This is a genomic window from Bacillus sp. TE8-1 (genome assembly GCF_008368855.1).
Classification (GTDB): Bacteria; Bacillota; Bacilli; order Bacillales; family Bacillaceae_G; genus Bacillus_A; species Bacillus_A cereus.
On sequence record NZ_QPET01000041.1, the window covers coordinates 9,757 to 31,423 of the forward strand.

Sequence of the window (21,667 nt, forward strand, 5' to 3'; positions counted from 1 at the left end):
AATTTGTATAATAAATCACTTCCTTTTTTAAAGAATTACTTCATATATGAACGTTACAGAAACTCAAATTAACTTTATTAAATTGCATATACAATAGAAAAGGTGCATATTTACATATCAATGAAAATATGCACCTTCCCTCAGTAATATCATCAGGCATTCGCTTCTATTACAAAGATTTCTATGTCTCTACCAATTACTTTTTACATTATCCCCTTAAAAAGTAATGCTCTTAATATATTCATTATTCCCTACACTTGATATGCAGGTATTGGTCTCCCCTTTTCGTTCATTGCGTTGCATCTTTTGCACTCTCTACTTTTCAGTTAATGAAAGGGATGTTTCTTTTATCCCTTCAAATTCATTTAATAGATACTTAGCTATCTTTTCAACTGCGGGGAAGTCTACTATTTCCTCATGTGATCCAGGGACTAAGTACCTATTTACTCTACCTTTTAATAAAGGTCCCCAATCTGTAAACAACTCTTTTCCTTCCTCAGCACTAAAGTAGAGAACTTCTCCAGAGTATGGTATTAAATCATGCTCTGCCATTAAGTTCAGACATTTCCTATGAGCATTGATAACTTGCTTCAAATTCATAAGATCTGCATCAGGCGGGAGTACTCCCTCCATAATTAATCGCTCTACAAGCATATCTTGTTCATGGAAGAGGCCTTCCCCCTGCTCAGTAAAATCTCTAGGAATGAAATGCTCATATATATATGAGAGCATATCCTCCGTTGTTTTATAGTCCTGCTCTGAAGGTACTTTAGTATCCATTAGTATCAACAACTCAACTTCCTCACCTTGATTCTTTAGTACAGTTGCGATTTTATAAGCAATTGCACCGCCTAAAGACCATCCTCCAAGACGATATGGACCTTCTGGCTGAACACGTTTTATTTCTTCGATGTAAAGTTGAATTACTTCCGGCAAAGTTAACTCGTCAATTTCTTTCTTTTCTATAAGAGGATTCTGTAAACCATAAAATGAACAATGGTTCTTAAGCAATCTTGCTAGTTGAATGTAACAGAATACATTCCCCATAAACGGATGAACGCAGAAGAAAGATCTTTTCTCTGATTCTTGTAGTGGAACTAGCGCTGCTACTGATTTCGTCATATCATGCTTATCACGAATAAGGCATGCGATTCCTTCCACTGTTGGATTCTTAATCAATGTAGACACCTTAATCTCTTTTCCAAACTTCTCCTTAATTTTTGAAACTAATTTAATTACAAGGAGAGAGTGTCCTCCTCTATTAAAGAAATCATCATTTACATAGACATCTTCTATCTGTAACACATCCTGCCAGATTTTAATCAACTGATACTCAATTTCATCCCTTGGAATGATTGGTGTAGAAACGTTATTTTCTCTCAGAATAGTTAAATTGTTCAATGCCTTTCGATCAACTTTTCCATTCGTTGTAAGAGGAATCTCGTCTACCTTAATAAAGTGTGCGGGAACCATATAATTCGGTACTTGTGTCTTGAGATATTCACGCCAATCATGCATACTACCATCTCCAACTACATAAGCAACCAATCTCTGCTCTCCTAATTTATCCTCTGTTACCAAAACTACTGCCTCTTTTACCAATGGATGCCTCTCTAGATTCGCTTCAATCTCTTCAAGTTCAATACGAAAGCCCCTAATTTTCACTTGATTATCAATTCTTCTCAAGTAATCTAAATTACCATCAGGTAAATAACGAACCAAATCTCCCGTACGATATAAACGCTCTTCTTCATTAAATGGATGACGGATGAATCTCTCTGCTGTTAATTCTGGACGATTCAAGTATCCTCTCGCTATACCTGCACCACCAATATATAGCTCACCTGTTACACCAACTGGGACAGGTAACAAATTTTTATCCAATACATAAGTTTGAACGTTTGGCAATGGGCGCCCAATTGTTATTCTCTTACTATCTGTTTGGATATGATAACACGTTGCATCAACCGTACATTCTGTAGGACCGTATACGTTATAAAAATCAATTTTTTCAGTCTCTACTAGCTGTTCCCATAATGACGGCATAATTGCTTCACCACCGACTAATATCTTACTTGGTACATGAACATCAGCACTTATTTCTAGCAATCCTCCATCTATTAGTAATTGAAGTAATGAAGGTGTCATATCAAACATTTCCAATTTATTCTCCCTAATATAGGACACAAATTGTTCCGGATTAGTGCGAACTTCACTTGGGATAATATATAAACTTGAACCATAAAGCAACATTTGTAATTGCTGAATAGATACATCAAAGGCAATTGACGCATTCAAACCGACGCGCATATTATTAGGTATCTCATGTGAGAAAACTTCTTTTTGTAAACCATAGGATAGGTTTATTACACAATTGTGCTGTACTAAAGCCCCCTTTGGATTCCCTGTCGAACCAGAAGTATAGATAACATACGCTAAGTTTTCCCCTGTTACCTCACATATTGGTGAAAGTTTGCTTTCTTGAGAAAGCATTGCTTGGTCCCTATCTAGGCAAACTGTCTTGATGTCTTTAGGTATCCAGCCTAGTAATACTTCATTTGTAACTAACACTTTAATTCCTGTGTCTTCTAAAATATATTGTAGGCGGCTTTCCGGATTCGATGGATCTAATGGAACATAGGCTGCTCCAGCCTTCCAAATTCCCATGAGACCAACAACCATCTCAACTGAACGCTCAAAGCAAAGGCCAACTAATGACTTTGTCCCAATTCCACATTTCTGTAAATGATGGGCTAATTGATTAGCTCTTTCATTCAGCTCTCGATATGTTAGTTGCTGTTTTTCATCTACCACTGCCAACGCGTCAGGCGTACGATTTACTTGCTCTTCGAATAGTTGATGGATTGCATTCTCACGTGGATAGGATATAGTATTATTATTCCATTCTTCCAATAGCTTTCTTTGTTCAGCTTCCGTAATATATACTAGCTCCGATAGATTTTGATCAATGTTTTTGAGCATTTGCATTAACACTTGGTGTAAATGACCCAGCATTCGTTCAATGGTTACTCTATTAAACTTACTACGGTCATACATTAACTTTAACGATAACTGGATTCCTGGAACTACAGCTAACCCTAATGGGTAGTGGGTTTGTTCTACCCCTTCCAATTCACCAATTTTCAGATTTTCTGAAGACTCCTCTTTCACTGGATAATTTTCAAACACATATAAACTATTGAACAGCGGTATTCCTCTAGGAACTTCACTCCACCCCTGAATCTCTGTCAAAGAAGCATACTCATATTGTCTTCTTTCTATCTCTTCCTCTTGTATCTTCTGCAACCAATCTATTAATTTTATATCATCCATCAATTGAATTCGCGTCGGTGACGTTGTAATGAAAGGACCTACGATGTTTTCAACATCAATAATCTCCGTAGAACGCCCTGAGCTTGTTACACCAAAAACAATGTCATTTTCTCCACTATATCGGCTCATGAGATATGCCCATGCACCTTGAATTACTGTACTCAAAGTAAGTTTATTGCGTTTCGCCCATCCTTGTAACGCTTGAGTCTGCTCTTCTGATAAATACGTAACCTTCTCTGTGTAACCTTTTTCTTCCTCTTTACTTTCTAAGCCCAGCAAAGTTGGCGCAGTAAAACCTTTTAGCTTCTCTCTCCAGAATTGTTCCGCCTGCTCCTTATCTTGCTCTCTTAACCATTGGATATATTTCTTATATGGTGAGGACTTAGGTAATTTCACAGCTTCTCCATTCATTCTCTTCTGATAGACTGTAAGTAATTCATTAAATACTAATGGTAAACTCCATCCATCCAGTAAAATATGGTGATGGGTCCAAACAATCCGATATTCTTCCTCACCTTCTTGAATGACTGTTACCCGCATCAATGGTGCTTCATCAAATTGGAAGGCTTGTTTTCGATCTAATGCCAAAAAGACTTTTCTTTTTTCCTCTATCTCTTCACTTGTCATTGTACGCCAGTCTTCTTTGTTCACTTTAAATGGGATATTTTCATACACCACTTGTACAGGTTCTTCAATTTCGTCCCATACAAATGCTGTACGAAAAATTTCATGCCGCTGAATTACAGATTTCCACGCCTGCTCAAATGTAGGAATATTCATTTTTCCTCGAATCATAAAACTCAATTGCACTATATACGGTGCAACATGTTCATCCCCTTGGTCATGCAATGTGTGGAAAATCATACCTTCTTGCAAAGGTGATAGTGGATATAAATCAGTAATCTGATTGTTCTTTCCGCGATGCATTTTGTTTAGTACATTTGTCAAACCTTCTTGGCTAAGATTAGTCATTGCAAAATCCGAAATGGTCAGTGCAGATTCTCTATCTGAAAATTGAATCAATGTACTCAGTTGATATAGCATATTCTGTGCAATACTTTGAATCGTTGATTTGGCAAATTGTCCAACATTGTATACCCAAGTGAACTGAAGTTTTCCATCCGTTACAACCCCAATTACATCAATTACATGCGATCGCTTGGAACCGGCAGCATGATCTAAACGCTTAAATTCGTTCTCCGGAATAAACATTGCATCGCTAGAAAACATTTGGTCAAATTGTCCAAGATAGTTAAAACTAATAGACGGTGTATATTGGGAGCTTAATTGCTCACACATTGTTGCGTTCATGTAACGCAACACCCCATAATCAACACCCTTATTAGGAATTTTGCGAACTTGTTCTTTAACTGCTTTTAATGCTGCAATTGGGGTATTAGCACTAGTAATATTTAAATGAACTGGGTAAATACTTGTAAACCATCCCACAGTTCTCGATAAATCAACATCTTCAATAATCTCTTCTCGACCATGTCCCTCTAAATCTACGCTCAATATTGGCTGCCCCGTACATGCTGCCGTAGCTTGTACTAATGCTGCTAATAATACTTCATTGATTTGGACACGGTGAGTGCTTAAAGTCTCTTGCAATAACATACGGGTCTCATTCTCATTTAACACCACAGTAATTTCCTCAGTTACTGCGCTTACTGGATTACTTATAGTACCATCTACCGGCAATTTAACTACGTCTTGTTCAGCCTGCTCCTCCCAGTAATGTAGCACTTCTTTTGATAGTCCAGTTTCAGCGTAATGATGTAATTTCTCCGACCATTCTTTAAAAGATGTACTCTTCATAGGTAATTGAATTTTCTGCCCTTGGACTACTTGCGTATATGCTGTTTGCAAATCTTCCAATAAAATTCGCCAAGAAACACCATCCACGGCTAAATGATGAATTGTCCAAAATAATCGGCCAGCGTGCTCACCTTCATCAAAATACACCATTCTCATTAGCGGACCATCATGTAAATTCAAACTTTCTTGTGCAACATTAATCTCTTTTTGAATAACCTGATGCCAATCCGCTTCCGTCACTTCGTCTAATGAAATGACAGTAAGCATCAATTGTTCTTCTATTCCTTCATTCCACTGTTTCCAAACCCCATTAGGTAAACGTTCATATCTTAAACGCAGAGCATCATGATGAAGTAGAAGGTTACCTGCCGCCTTTTCCAGTGATCCTATGTCCAATTTCTCTTTCGTTCTAAAGAACATGGATTGATTCCAATGATGTGGGTTAGGATGATTTTGTGCAAAAAACCTTTGCTGAATAGGTGTAAGTATCGTCTCTCCAGTTATAATTCCCTGTTCAGCTTGTACACCTTGTTCTTCTTTGACTACTTGCGCCAACTCAGCAATCGTTTGGTGTTCAAATATTTGTTTTGGTGTCAATTGTAAACCAGCTTGCTTCGCGCGCGCGACAATCTGAATGCTAAGAATTGAATCTCCACCAATTTCAAAGAAGTTATCATTCATACCAATACGTTTTGAACCTAGCACACGTTCCCAAATGATAGAAAGCTTATGTTCACGTTCATTTCTTGGGGCCACGTATCCTTCTTGTGTTCCTTGATAATCTGGTATAGGTAAGGATTTCCGATCAATCTTTCCATTTATGGTTAGCGGTAATTCTTTCATTTCGACAAAGTAGGAAGGTATCATATGGATTGGCAGTTTTGTTTTAAGATACTCTCGCCATTCTTCTAAACTGCCTTCGCCCACTACATAAGCTACCAGCCTCTTATCTCCCGACTGATTTTCCCTAACCATTACAACTGCCTCTTTTACCAAGTCATGCTCTTGTAAAGTCGACTCAATCTCTCCAAGTTCAATTCGAAATCCTCTAATCTTCACTTGATTATCCATTCTTCCTAAGTAGTCTATATTACCATCAGGAAGATATCTCACAAGATCACCTGTTCTATATAACCTCTCGCCTTCTTTGAATGGATGAGAAATAAATCGTTCGGATGTTAACTCTGGACGATTCAAGTACCCCCTTGCTAGACCTGCTCCTCCGATATAAAGTTCCCCCATCACACCAACTGGAACTGGCAACCTATTTCTATCTAATACATAAGTTTGGATGTTAGGCAATGGACGCCCAATTGTTACTCTCCTACTATCTTTTTTGATATGATAGCATGTTGCATCAACCGTACATTCTGTAGGACCATATACATTATAAAACTGGATTTTATCAGTCTCTACTAGCTGTTCCCATAATGACGGCATAATTGCTTCACCACCAACCAGTACCTTACTTGGAACATGAACGCCATCGCACGTTTCTAACAATCCGACATCTATAAGTAATTGAAGCAATGAAGGTGTTATATCAAAGATTTCTAACTTGTTCTCCCTAATATAAGCTACAAACTGCTCCGGATCATTTCGTACTTCGCTTGGAATAATATACAAACTTGAACCATAAAGCAGCATTTGTAATTGCTGAATAGATGCATCAAAGGCAATTGACGCATTTAAACCGACATGCATGTTAGATGGTATCTCATGTTCGAAAACCTCTTTTTGTAAACCATGCGACAAGTTTATTACAGAATGATGCTGTATCAAGACACCCTTTGGGTTCCCCGTCGATCCCGAAGTATAGATAACATACGCTAGGTTTTCTCCTGTTACTTCACATTTTGGTGAAAGAATGCTTTCTTTTGAAATCATTGCCTGATCCCTATCTAGACAAACTGCCTTGACTTCTTTGGGTATCCAACCTTCTAATGACTCATTCGTAACTAATACTTGAATTTCAGTGTCCTCCAAAATATATCGTATGCGACTTTCTGGATATGATGGGTCTAATGGAACATATGCTGCTCCAGCCTTCCAGATCCCCATAATACTAACAATCATCTCAACTGAACGCTCAAAGCAAATTCCAACTAATGATTCAGTCCCAATCCCACATTGCTGAAGATAGTGGGCCAATTGATTAGCTTTTTCATTCAGCTCTCGATATGTTAACTGCTGTTTTTCATCTACCACTGCTACCGCATCAGGTGTACGATTTACTTGCTCTTCAAACAGCTGATGAATCGTACTTTCCCGTAGATATGCTACAGCATTATTATTCCAATCTTTCAACTGTTTTTGCTGTAATCCTGATAATATAGGCAACTTAGCCAATGATTTATCAGGATTCTCCACGATTACATTCAACCAGTTTCCAAAATGTTCAGCCATGGATTCAATAGTTAAGCTGTCAAATAAATCAGTTCTATAAACAAAAGTAAGTAATAAACCCTCTTCCACTTCTGCAGCTGTTAAACTTAAATCAAACTTAGCGATTGGAGCATTACTTTCCATTACTTCTATATTTCTTCCATGTAGTTCTGGTAGCTTCTGTCCCGCATTTTGCAAAGTAAACATGGTTTGGAAAATCGGAGAATGGCTTGTATTTCGTTCAGGTTGGATAACCTCTACAATTTTCTCAAACGGAACATCTTGATACTCATACGCCTTCAATGCTTTTATCCGCACTTGAGACAACAACTCTTGAAATGCCGGTGCATTACTTAAATCAGCTCGATAAACCAAGGTGTTGACAAAGAAACCAATCAGCCCCTCAATTTCTCGATAATTTCGATTTGCAATTGGGCTGCCAACAATAATATCCGTTTGTCCCGTATAACGAGCAAGGAAACTTTGATACGATGCCAATAAGGTCATGAAAAGTGTGGCCCCTTCTTGACGACTTAGTTCGTTTAATTTATCCAGTAATGGGCGCGATAACAAAACATTATGAGTTAATCCATGGTGGGTTTGCACTGACGGACGCGGACGATCCATTGGTAACATTAAGACTGGTAACTCACCAGATAATTCTTCCTTCCAATATGCAAGTTGTTGATATAGTACTTCATCTTTCAACCATTCTCTTTGCCACTGAGCAAAATCGGCATATTGAACTGGTAGTGGTTCCAGTTCTGCTTGTTTTTCACCAATCGCATTCTCATAAAATGCCATCCATTCTTGAAGTAAGATTTCCATCGACCATCCATCTGAGATAATATGATGCATATTACACAGAAGAACCCATTCTTCTTCTGAAATTCTTATAATTTGTCCACGGAACAATGGCCCTTGTTCTAAATCAAATGGAGATTCGACTTCAGTTTGAATCCATTGCTCCAACTTTCTTTCTCTCTCCTCTAATGAAAGCTTAGTTAAGTCCATTTGTGGCAGAGAACGGAAAATATACGGTTGAATCTGCTGCACAGGATGGCCATCCTCTTCATAAAATACCGTCCGCAAAGATTCATGACGCTCTATCAACTGATTCCATCCCAACTCCAATGCTTCAGGTAACCAATTCCCTGTAAGGCGGCATACCATTGGCATATTATAAAGGGCACTATTAGGTGCAAATTGATCAATAAACCATAAGCGCTGTTGGGCATAAGATAGTGGAATATTATTTCCGCGTTCCATCGGCACCAATGGTGGAATTTCTCGTTTTTCATTCCCCTTACGTAACTGATCCATTCGTTTCGCTAATGCCTCGATTGTTGAATATTCGAACAGTTCACGTACTGGCAATTTGATTTGAAAGACTTCCTGTAAGCGTGAGACCACTTGTGTAGCAAGTAGAGAGTGACCACCAAACTCAAAGAAAGAATCCTGAACACCAATGTCTCCTATTCCTAGCACTTGACTCCACACTGAAGCGATAAGTTCTTCCAGCGGAGTTCGTGGGTATACAGTATTTTCAGCGGATTGTTCACTAAGTATAGGTAATGCCTTCAAATCAAGTTTTCCATTCGGTGTAAGTGGTAAAAATTCCATCTCAATAAAATTTGTTGGAACCATGTAATTTGGTAAATGTGTTTGTAGATGTTCTCGCCATTCATGGACACTTCCTTCACCAACTACATAAGCTACTAATCTCTTATCACCTTGATTATCCTCTCGTACCAATACAACTGCTTCTTTTACAGAGGAATGTGACTGCAAAACAGCTTCTATTTCTCCCAATTCAATCCGGAAACCACGAATTTTCACTTGGTCATCTATACGACCATGGAACTGGAGATTACCATCAGAAAGATAACTTGCTTTGTCTCCTGTGTAATAGAGACGTTCTCCTGACTTGAAAGGATGTGGAATAAATTTTTCCTTTGTAAGATCCGGACGATTAGCATATCCACGTGCAAGACTCTTCCCTCCAATATAGAGATCTCCAATTACCCCAATTGGTACTAGCTGAAGATGAGAATCTAATACATAAACTTCTGTATTCGCAATCGGTCGACCAATCGATGGCGTACCTGTTGTCACTCCTATAGGTACATAACTATCTGTGGTAACGACTGTATTTTCCGATGGACCATACTGATTAATTACCGCAAAAGGAATATCGTTAGATGGATACTGTGTTAATTGATCCCCACCAGTAATGATAAAACGAAGATCCGTTTTATCTGGCCAAGATAATTTCAAGAGTCTTTCCAGAATAGGCGTAGGTGCAAAGCTAGCTGTTATTCGTGAATTAATGAGCCAGTCCCTTAGTGCTTCTGGATTAATTCTCAGTTCCTCTGTTGACAAGTAGAGTGCTGCACCAGCAGTTAGATACGGCCAAATCTCCTGGACAGCCGAATCAAAAGCAACCCCTGCAATCTGAGTCGCACGATCCTCTGCTGAAATATGATAAACTTCCTGATGCCAAGAAACCATATTCATTAATGAGCGATATTCAACCATGACACCCTTCGGTTTTCCTGTAGAACCAGAGGTATAGACAATATAGGCTAAGTTCTCTGGATTTATTTGACGTGTAGGTGCGATTACGCTTTCCACCGTTAATTCTTCTAACCTCACCATTTCGACGTGTGCGAAATGTCCTTCTTGTGCTTCCGCCGTCACTACAAATTGAATTCCTGCATCTTCAATCATGTATTCTAACCTTGATTTTGGATACAACGGATCTAAAACGACATAAGCTCCACCAGCTTTTAAAATGCCTAGTAAACTTGCCATCAGCTCAGCTGACCTCGGAAGATAAACTCCTACCACTGACTCTGGGGCTACTCCCTTTCGCTGTAAAACATTTGCCAACTGATTTGCTTGTGCATCCAGTTCACCATAAGTCCACTGTTTTGTTTGATCAACTACCGCAATCGCATCCGGACGCCTTGCTACTTGCTCCTCAAATCTGTCGCAAATAAGACCCTGATGAGACATTTCCATTACAGTGTCATTCCATGTTTCTAATAACAAAGTACGCTCGGGTTCTGATAGCATGCTCAGGTCATGCAACGGATTTTGTGGGCGATGAGAAACTTCATGTAGCCATTTCTCAAAGTGTCCTGCCATCCGTTCAATAGTAGTAGCATTGAATAAATCCTTATTGTACTCAAAAGTAAAAAGTAATCCCTCTTCCGTCTCTGCTACCATTACACTTAAATCAAACTTTGCAATTGGACTATGGCTTTCTATCATTTCAATACTTCTACTAGATAACATCGGAAACTCTTGTTTCATATTTTGCAAGATGAACATAGTTTGGAAGATTGGCGAATGACTTGTACTTCGTTCCGGTTGCACAACTTCTACAATTTTTTCAAATGGAATATCTTGATATTCATACGCCTTCAATGCCTTTTGACGAACCTGATATAGTACATCTTGAAATGTCGGTCTACCACTCAAATTAGCTCGATAAACCAGCGTGTTAACGAAGAAACCAATTAGTCCTTCAATTTCTCTATAATTCCGATTCGCAATTGGGCTTCCGACCAGAATATCTTCTTGTCCCGTATAACGAGATAGAAAACTTTGATATGCAGCTAAAAGCGTCATGAAGAGTGTAGCCCCTTCTTTTCGACTAAGTTCATTCAATTTATCATGTAGCGTGCTTGACAGAACCATAGTGTATGTCGACCCGTGATGAGTTTGTATTGCGGGACGCGGGCGATCCACAGGAAGTTGGAGTACAGGAAGCTCCCCAGACAATTCTTCCCTCCAATATTGGAGTTGTTGATCAAGCACCTCCTCCTTTAGCCATCCTTTTTGCCACTGAGCAAAGTCGGCATATTGAACCGGTAATGGTTCAAGTTCCGCTACCTTTCCATCCGTTGCTTTCTCATAAAATGCCATCCATTCTTCAAGTAGGATTCCCATTGACCATCCATCTGAAATGATATGATGTAGAGTACAAAGGAGTATCCATTCTTCCTCTCCCACATGCAAAATACTTGTCCTGATTAATGGACCCTCTGTTAAATCAAATGGCACTTCTGTTTCTTGTTGAATTAAACGTTTAACTTCTTCTTCTTGATCTTCAGAAGAAAGCATAGTTAAATCCGTTTTCGGAATTGATTGAAAAGCATACGGTTCAATTTGCTGTACGGGTTGACCGTTCACTTCGTGAAAGACCGTCCGCAGTGATTCATGACGTTCTATTAGTTGATTCCATCCCGTTTCCAATGCTTCAAGTAGCCAATTCCCTGTAAGGCGACATACCATTGGCATATTGTAAAGGGCACTATTAGGTGTAAATTGATCAATGAACCATAAGCGTTGTTGGGCATAAGATAGTGGGATAGCTTCTCCTCGTTTCATTGGTATTAGCGGCGGAATCTCTCGTTTTTTATCTCCTTTACGTAACTGATCTAATCGCTTTGCCAGTGACTCCACCGTTGTATATTCAAATAGTTCACGTACTGGTAATTCGATTTGAAAAATTCCCTGTAAACGTGACACTACTTGAGTAGCTAGTAGTGAATGACCACCGATTTCAAAAAAGGAATCCTGAACACTAATATTTTTTATTCCTAACACTTGACTCCAAACGGAAACGATAAGCTCCTCCACTGGTGTTCGTGATGAAGTAATATCTTCACTTATGAACTGTTCTTCTAATTCCAGTAAGGCTTTCCGATTCACCTTACCATTTGGAGTGAGTGGCATACCTTCAATTTTGAAAAAGTATGCCGGAACCATATAATGTGGCAGTTGCTTCTTGAGATATTCACGCCACTCTCCAGTATCCCCTTCACCCACTACATAAGCTACTAACTGCTTATCTCCTGGTCGATCTTCCTTCACCAACACGACTGCCTCTTTTACAGATGAGTAATCATGTAAAGCTGCTTCAATTTCTCCCAATTCAATTCGGAATCCTCTAATTTTAACTTGGTTATCTATTCTTCCAATATATTCTAAGTTACGATCATTCATATATCTCACCAAGTCACCCGTTCGATATAATCGTTCCCCGTCCTTAAAAGGATGCGAAATAAAACGTTCAGTAGTTAAATCCGGTCGATTGAAGTAGCCACGTGCCAATCCTACTCCTCCAAGGTAAAGTTCCCCTGCCACACCAATCGGGACCACTTGTTGATATTGATCTAGCACATACAACTCTGTATTATCAATCGGACGACCAATCGGAATAAGCATTGCTTCTTTTTCTAAATCACAATCATAATAAGTCACATCCACAGTTGCTTCAGTAGGACCATACAAGTTAATTAACTTTGTTTGCTGAACATTGTAAAAGATCCCCTTAAACCGGCGAACCTGCTCAGTGTTTAACGCTTCTCCACTAGTAAAAACTTGAATTAAAGACGATACATCCCTTTTCGAATTATATAGTTCCATATAATCTAAAAAAGTAGATAACATCGACGGAACAAAGTGCATGGTGGACACACGATATCGTTCAATATACTCCTCAATCACCGCAGGATCTTTCTCTCCTCCTGGTGGAAGTAAACAAACACGTGCTCCTACAAATGACCACCAAAATAATTCCCAGACAGAAACATCAAATGAGAACGGTGTCTTTTGTAGGATTGTATCCTCCTCGGACAATGGGTATTTTTTCTGCATCCACTGTAGACGGTTGATAACGGAATGATGTTCAATCATTACCCCCTTCGGATTTCCCGTCGAACCCGAAGTGTATATGATATAGGCTAAGTTATTTGCTGTTACTCCACTTACCGGAGCTAAATTACTCTCTTTAGAAATCATCACTTGATCCCGGTCTAAACAAATTGCTTGAATATCTTTAGGTAACCAGTCCTGTAGTGTTTCTTTTGTTAACAGCACTTGAATTTGTGAATTCTCCAAAATATATCTCAGGCGGTTTTCGGGATAACTTGGGTCCAGTGGGACATAAGCCCCACCTGCCTTCAAAATCCCAAAGAGACCGATAATCATATCAGGAGAACGTTCAATACATATACCGACCAATGATTCAGGTCCGATACCTCGTTTTTGTAGAAAATGTGCCAATTGATTCGATTTTTCATTAAGTTCTTGATACGTTAGCTTTCCACCCTCATAAACTACCGCCACTGCATCAGGTGTCCGTGCAACTTGCTGCTCAAATAGCTCATGAATCATACAATCGTGACCATAAACTACGTCCGTATCATTCCATTCTTCTAGGAGTTGTTTTTGCTCATTATCCGATAACATTGACAGCTTTGCATATGATTCATCTGGATGATACGTGATTTCATTTAGCCAGTTCTCAAAATGTCCTGCCATACGTGCAATGGTACTACTATCAAATAAATCCGTGTTGTATTCAAATGAGACGAATAGACCTTCTTCCACTTCATAGGCAGTTAAGCTCAAATCAAATTTAGCAATAGACATATTACTTTCTACCATTTCAATACTTCTATCAGGCAAATCTAGTCGTTCTTGTTTTATATTCTGTAGCGTAAACATGGTCTGAAATATAGGGGAATGACTCATGCTTCGTTCAGGTTGCACAGCTTCTACTATTTTTTCAAATGGTATATCTTGATATTCGTAAGCTTTTAACGCCTTTTTCTTTGTTTGGTTCAAAATCTCTCGAAAAGTAGGGGTGCCACTCAAATCTGATCGGTAAACCAACGTATTAACAAAGAAACCAATTAATCCTTCTACTCCCTTATGGTTTCGATTTGCAATCGGGCTACCAACTAGAATATCTTTTTGTCCCGTATAACGAGCAAGAAAGCTCTGGTATGCGGCCATTAAAGTCATAAATAAAGTAGATCCTTCTTGTCGACTTATATCCTTCAATTGACTGAGCAATTTATAAGGAAAAATCACATGATGCGTAGCCCCAGAGTAAGTCTGCTTAACCGGCCGAGGTCGATCCACTGGCAGTTGTAAGATAGGAAGCTCCCCAGACAATTCTTCCTGCCAATACGTAAGCTGACGATTTAGCACATCACCTTGCAACCACTCCTTTTGCCACTTCGCAAAGTCTGCATATTGAATGGATAATGAACTTAATTTAGCAGGATTTCCACCCGTTTCTTCTTCATAGAAAGCAAGTAATTCATTCATGAATATACCAATGGACCAAGCATCAGAAATAATATGATGCATCGTACACAGTAATAACCATTCATCCTTCTCTAATTGAACAAGCTGATTACGAATTAAAGGACCATTCATTAAATCAAATGGTTCTTGCGCTTCTCTCGCAATTAAACTATCTACCTCTTTTTCTTTTACTTCTAGAGGAAGTTGAGAGTAATACCTTACAGGTAATGCTCTAGGAAGGAATTCGACAATTTGTTGCACAGGTTGTTCTCCTACTTCTTTAAAAACAGTTCGTAATGATTCATGGCGTTCAATGAGTCGATTGAATCCCTTTTCTAATGCTTCAGGTATCCAATTTCCTTTTAGATGCCATACCGTTGGAATATTATATAAAGAACTGTTTGGATTAAATCTGTCCATAAACCACAAGCGTTGTTGTGCATAAGACAACGGGAGTGCTTCTTTATTCTCCTTTTTTTGCATTTGCTTCTGAAGCCATGCTCTCTTCTCAGGAGAAAGTGAACTCAGCTTTGCAAGTAAATCACTTCTCATTTTTTTACCCCTTCCTCAATCAAATTACTCTCGAATATCCCTTGTGCTTCTTCCTCTGATAGCTCCTCTAATTGCTTAAGTAGTTCCAATAATTCTTCATCATTACTCACTTCTGCTTCTTTTTGAACATAGTCTTGAAGACTTACATTCTCCTTACTATCATTCTGCATTTCTTGATTTTTGTTATCGAGCAATTGATCAATCTGTTCTGCCAATTGCTGCACCGTATGAAACATAAATAAATCATGCAATGGTATCTCGATTCCAAAAGCCTCTTTAAGATTGGAAACAGCTTGCGTAGCGAGTAGTGAATGGCCACCAATTTCAAAAAATGAATCTTGAATTCCGATGTTTTCCATACCTAAAACTTCATGCCATATCGAAACGATTGTTTTTTCCGTAGACGTACGAGGAGCAATATAACAACTTGCTATCTCCTGTCTCTCTGGTGCTGGTAAGGCCTTCCTATCAATTTTCCCATTAGGAGTGAGTGGAAATGCATTTAATCCAACAAAATAGGCTGGAATCATATAATTTGGTAGTTGATCCTTGAGATAATCACGCCACTTTTGAGCATCCCCGTCTCCTACAACATAGGCGATCAAACGCGGATCGCCAGGATAATCTTCCTGCACCATCACAATAACTTCGTTAACTAGTGTATGCCTTTGTAATGTCGCTTCAATTTCTCCTAGTTCAATCCGGAACCCACGAATTTTCACTTGATGATCGATTCGTCCAACATACTCCAAATTTCCATCTGGTAAATACCTTACTAGATCTCCAGTCCGGTATACTCGCTCTCCTTCTTTAAACGGATGCGGTATAAAACGATCTTGCGTTAAGTCAGGGCGGTTTAAATATCCACGCGCTAACCCTGATCCACCAATGTATAGCTCACCAACTACACCAATTGGAACCATTTTTTGTTCGGCACTCAGTACATATACTTCTGTATTGAATATTGGTTTACCAATTGGTGGTACCCTATGCATGTCACACTTTTCTAATTCCATATACGTGGAATACGTAGTATCTTCGGACGGTCCATATAGGTTGTACACCTTTTCAATCGTACTTCTCTCGTATAAATCTTGAACAAGCGAATATGGCAATGGTTCTCCAGCCAAATTCATCACCTTTACCGAAGAAGGGATTGTTTTTGCTCGAACCAGTTCCTTCGCTGCCGATGGTACAGTATTAACCAAAGTTACACCTTTGGTAGACAACTTCTCTAGATGTAGAGCATTTTCAGTGACAATCACCTTACCACCCATCGTTAAGGGAACAAATACTTCAAAAACGGATAAATCAAAAGATAGCGAAGTTGAAGCTAACACTCCCGCTAATTCCTTTCGGGAATACGTATGATGCGCCCAATGAATCATTGTTACTGTATTCCTGTGCTCAATCATTACTCCCTTTGGATTTCCAGTGGAACCTGAAGTATAGATAATATAGGCTAAGTTATCGCCCGTCACTTCACTCGTACATACCGTAGTTACTTCTTGCTCTATTTCTGCTCGATTACTATCAATACAAATCACGTTGACGAGTTTAGGTATAACCATTTTTTGTTGTAACTTTTCCTGTGTCACCAGTACCTTTATTTGAGCATCTTCTAAAATGTACTGTAGTCGACTTTCCGGATACACTGGATCAATTGGGACATATGCTCCTCCCGCCTTCATAATTCCTAAGAGACCGACAATCATCTCAGATGAACGTGTGACGCAAATCCCAACTAATGATTCGCATGTTACACCATTTTTTTGTAAATAATGTGCCAACTGATTCGAGCGTTCGTCCAACTCTCGATATGTTAGTTCTTCATCTTCGCACACTACTGCAATTGCTTCTGGTGTTTTTTTCACCTGTTCTTCAAACATTGTATGAATCGTACTTTCTTCCATATCTATAACACGCGATTTATTCCATTCCTCTAGTAGTTGCTTATATTCTACTTTCGATAACATATTCAGTTCTGATAATACACCTTTTGGATGAGAGACAATTTGATTTAACCAATGCTCAAAATGACTTGCCATACGTTCAATGGTTGTATCATCAAACAAATCAGTATTGTATTCAAAGGTTAGTGATAATCCTTCTTCCGTCTCAGTAACAAATAAACTCAAATCAAATTTCGCTACAGAAGCATGGCTTTCCACGAGTTCCATTTGTCTTTCAGATAGCTGAGGAAATTCTTGCTTCGCATTCTGTAAAGTAAACATAGTTTGGAATATTGGTGAATGACTTGTATTCCGTTCCGGCTTTACGGATTCTACCACTTTCTCAAATGGGATGTCCTGATACTCGTATGCTTTTAGTGCTTTTTTTCTTACCTGCGACAAAAGTTCTTGGAACGACGGATTTTCACTGAAATCAGCTCGATAAACCAACGTATTTGCAAAGAAACCTATTAATCCCTCAATCTCTTTCACATTTCGATTAGCGATTGGGCTTCCAACCAAGATGTCATCCTGTCCTGTATAACGAGAAAGGAAGCTTTGATACGCTGCCATCAATGTCATAAATAAAGTGCATCCTTCTTGCAGACTTAAATCTTTGAGCTTTTCCTGTAGGGAATTCGCCACTATTAAGGACTGACTTGCACCACGATGGGTTTGAACTGCAGGTCGAGGACGATCCATCGGTAATTGTAAAACCGGTAGTTCCCCAGATAATTCTTCCTTCCAATATTGAAGGTGCTGATTCAAATTTTCTTCTTTTTGCCATTCCTTCTGCCACATGACAAAATCTGCATATTGGATAGGTAATTCCTTCAATTCCGCCGGTTTTCCGCTTAATGCTCCTTCATAAAAAGCCATCCATTCTTCAAGTAAGATTCCCATTGACCATCCATCTGAAATAATATGATGCATCGTACAAATGAGAATCCATTCTTCCCTGTCCACTTTCAATATTCGTGTTCGAATCAGAGGATCTTGTCCAAAATGAAATGGTTCCTCAGCTTCGTTTTGAATGAGCCGTTTCATTTCTCTTTCCCTATCTTCCAAAGAGAGATCTGTTAGATTCGTTTGAGGAATATGTCTGAATACATGAGATTGAACTTGTTGAAAAGGTTCACCCTCTTGTTCTAGAATTATCGTCCTTAATGATTCATGACGCTCCAACAATTGATTCCATCCGGCCTCCAATGCTTCAATTGACCATTCACCTGTTAAGCGACACGCTGCATGAATATTGTACATAGCACTATTTGGCATTAATTGATCAATAAACCATAGACGTTTCTGCGCATAGGAAAGTGGGATAATTTCTTCTCGTTTCATAGGTACAAGGGGAGCAACCTCTCGTTTTTTATCTTCTTTTCGTAACTGATCCACCCGTTTCGCCAATGCTTCCACTGTATCGTGCTTGAAAAGTTCACGTAATGGAATTTTAATTTGGAACAGTTCTTGCAATCGAGAGACAATTTGAGTAGCAAGTAGTGAGTGCCCACCACGTTCAAAGAAGGAATCTTGAATACCAATATTTTCTGTTCCTAACACTTGGCTCCAAACCGAGGCAATAAGCTCTTCCGATGGCGTCCGAGGTAGCACATTTAAATCTTCAATAGCTTGCTCATCAGGTGCTGGCAAGGCCTTTCGGTCAATTTTCCCATTCGGAGTAAGTGGGAAGTGTTCTAACTCTATAAAGTGCGCTGGAATCATATGATTCGGTAATTGGTTTTGTAAATACTCTCTCCACTCCTCGGTATTTCCATCGCTTATTACATATGCAACCAATCGTTGATCACCTGGACGGTCTTCTCTAACTAATACGACAGCCTCTTTAATAAACGAACATTTTTCTAAAGTGGCTTCAATTTCTCCTAATTCAATCCTAAAACCACGCATTTTGACTTGATGATCCATTCTACCTATAAATTCTATATTTCCATCAGTTAGATATCTTACTGAATCTCCTGTTCGATATAGTCGTTCCCCCAATCGAAATGGGTGCGAAATGAATTTTTCAGTAGTAAGATTCTGACGATTTAAGTATCCACGCGCTAAACCAGCACCACCAATATATAACTCACCCTCAGTTCCTATTGATTGCAAGCGTTGATTTTGGTCTAATACATATAATTGCGTGTTCTGTATTGGCTGCCCAATAGAAACAAATTCTTGATTAGGCTGAATATCAAATGCATTCACATAAATAGTGGCTTCAGTTGGTCCATAAAAGTTGGTTAATTTCACTTGTCCACTATAATTCCATTTCTGTTGAAATCGTCTAACTAACCCTGAACTTAGTTCTTCTCCACCAGAAAATACATGGCGTACGGACGAACAATTCATGTTCATTTCAATATGATTGAAGTGATCTAAGAAAACAGATAACATCGAAGGTACAAATTGAACTATAGTAACCTGATGTTGTTTAATCACTTCAGCTATAATAGAAGGATCTTTTTCTCCACCTGGAGGTAGGAAAGATACACTTGCACCAACGTGAATGCCCCAAAACAATTCCCAAACAGAGACATCAAATGAGAATGGCGTTTTCTGCAAGACCACATCCTTTTCAGAGAGCGGATATTTATGTTGCATCCATTCTAGATAATTAATTACTGAATGATGCTCAATCATTACTCCCTTTGGATTCCCTGTAGATCCTGAAGTATACATAACATACGCTAAATTTTCTCCTGTTACACCACTTATACATGGGGTTGTTTCTTCTTTTTCAATTGCAGTATAATCTTTATTCATACAAATCGTTTCAATATTTTCAGATACAAACAAATTTTTAGAATTCTCTTCCGTCACTAGTACTTCGATTCCAGCATCCTCTAATATATATCGAAGTCGACTCTCTGGATAAGTAGGGTCAAGTGGAACATACGCTGCTCCTGATTTTAGAATACCTAATAACGCTATCATCATTTGTAATGAACGTTCCATATATACCCCAACTAGAGACTCTGGGCCTACACCATGCTTTTGTAAATAATGAGCTAACTGATTTGCACGCTTCTCCAACTCTTTATAGGTAATTTGTTCATTTTCGTAACTAGCCGCGATTGCTTCCGGTGTTTTTTTTACTTGCTCCTCAAACATCGTATGAATCATGCCTTCAGCCGAATAATTAACTTGAGTATGATTCCATTCCTCTAGTAACTGTATCTGTTCTTCTTCTGTTAAATGAGTAATTTCAAATAGTTTTGAATCTAGGCTCTTCGTCATCTGAATTAATATTTGCAATAAGTGATTCTGAATCCGATTTATTGTTTCTTCATTAAAATAGCTTCGATCATACATCAACTTTAAAGTAATTTTCTTACCGGGCATTACAATGAGTGTTAAAGGATAATTTGTTTGTTCCGTGCTTTTAACATCTAGTAATCTTAAATCATCATTTCTCTCACCTTGAATTGGATAATTTTCAAACACATACAAGGTATGAAATAAGGAGCTATTTCGCGGAACCTCACTCCAGCCTTGAATATCTATCAACGAATTATACTCATACTGTCTTCGTTCCATTTCTTTCATTTGTATTTTACGAAGCCAATCTACTACTGATGTATTATCCGTTAATCGAATTCTGGTAGGTAATGTGTTAATAAATAGCCCCACCATATTCTCTGCTCCTATTAAATCAGTAGGACGTCCAGCGCTAGTTACGCCAAATACGACGTCACTGTCACCGCTATACCTACTCATCAAATAAGCCCATGCACCTTGTACTAACGTATTCAACGTTAATCGACTATTTCGTACCCACTCTTGTAAATTCTCAGTAAGTTCCTCAGATACTTGATAAGCAAACTCCCCATAACCCTTCTCTTGTCCTTGATCCTTTCTTTCCATTGCTAATGGAGTAGGTGCATAGAACCCTTTTAATTCTTCTTTCCAAAATTCCTCTGCTTGACTTTGATCTTGTTTATTTATCCATTGGATATATTTTTTATAAGGAAGAGATTTAGGAAGATTCAACAATTCTCCCTTTATCATCTTGAGATAAACTTCCATCACTTCACTAAAGACCAATGACACACTCCATCCATCTAGCAAAATATGATGATGTGTCCAAATAATTCTCGTTTCCCCTTCTGCTTCTTTAATCGCAGTGACTCTCATCAATGGTGCTTCATCCAATAAAAACCCTTTGCTACGATCTGCAGTCAAAAACTGGTGTAATTTCTTCTCCTTCTCCTCATGCGAATGGGTACTCCAATCCTCTTGATGAATAGTAAAAGGAAGACGTTCGTAAACTGCTTGTAGAGGTTTTTCTACTTCCTCCCAAACAAATACTGAGCGCAGAACCTCATGTCGTTGAATAACATATTCCCAAGCTTTTTCAAAAGTAGCAACATCCAATTGCCCCCCGAGCAAGAAACCTACTTGTACAATATAGGAAAAAGAATATTCATCATCTTGATCGTATAAAGTATGAAACAGTATTCCTTTTTGCAAAGGTGATAAACCATATATATCAATAATGTCTCCCATTT

2 protein-coding genes are annotated in these 21,667 nt (G+C 38.7%); both read right to left on the minus strand.

The window, feature by feature from the left end; translation table 11 throughout:
• Positions 1-315 precede the first annotated feature (315 nt).
• Entirely contained in the window at positions 316-15,198 is a 14,883-nt protein-coding gene (locus DN404_RS28890) for a non-ribosomal peptide synthetase (RefSeq protein ID WP_149215780.1), read from the minus strand.
• Positions 15,195-21,665 carry a non-ribosomal peptide synthetase gene (locus DN404_RS28895; RefSeq protein WP_149215781.1) on the minus strand — a complete coding sequence of 2,157 codons (6,471 nt, stop codon included), beginning with the start codon at positions 21,663-21,665 and terminating at the stop codon, positions 15,195-15,197. Before DN404_RS28895 ends, DN404_RS28890 begins: the two co-directional genes overlap by 4 nt.
• Positions 21,666-21,667 lie beyond the last annotated feature (2 nt).

Coding starts and splice junctions, on each gene's coding strand:
- DN404_RS28890 (WP_149215780.1), bottom strand. CDS start 15,198: ATGAGAAGTGATTTACTTGCAAAGCTGAGTTCACTTTCTCCTGAGAAG.
- DN404_RS28895 (WP_149215781.1), bottom strand. CDS start 21,665: ATGGGAGACATTATTGATATATATGGTTTATCACCTTTGCAAAAAGGA.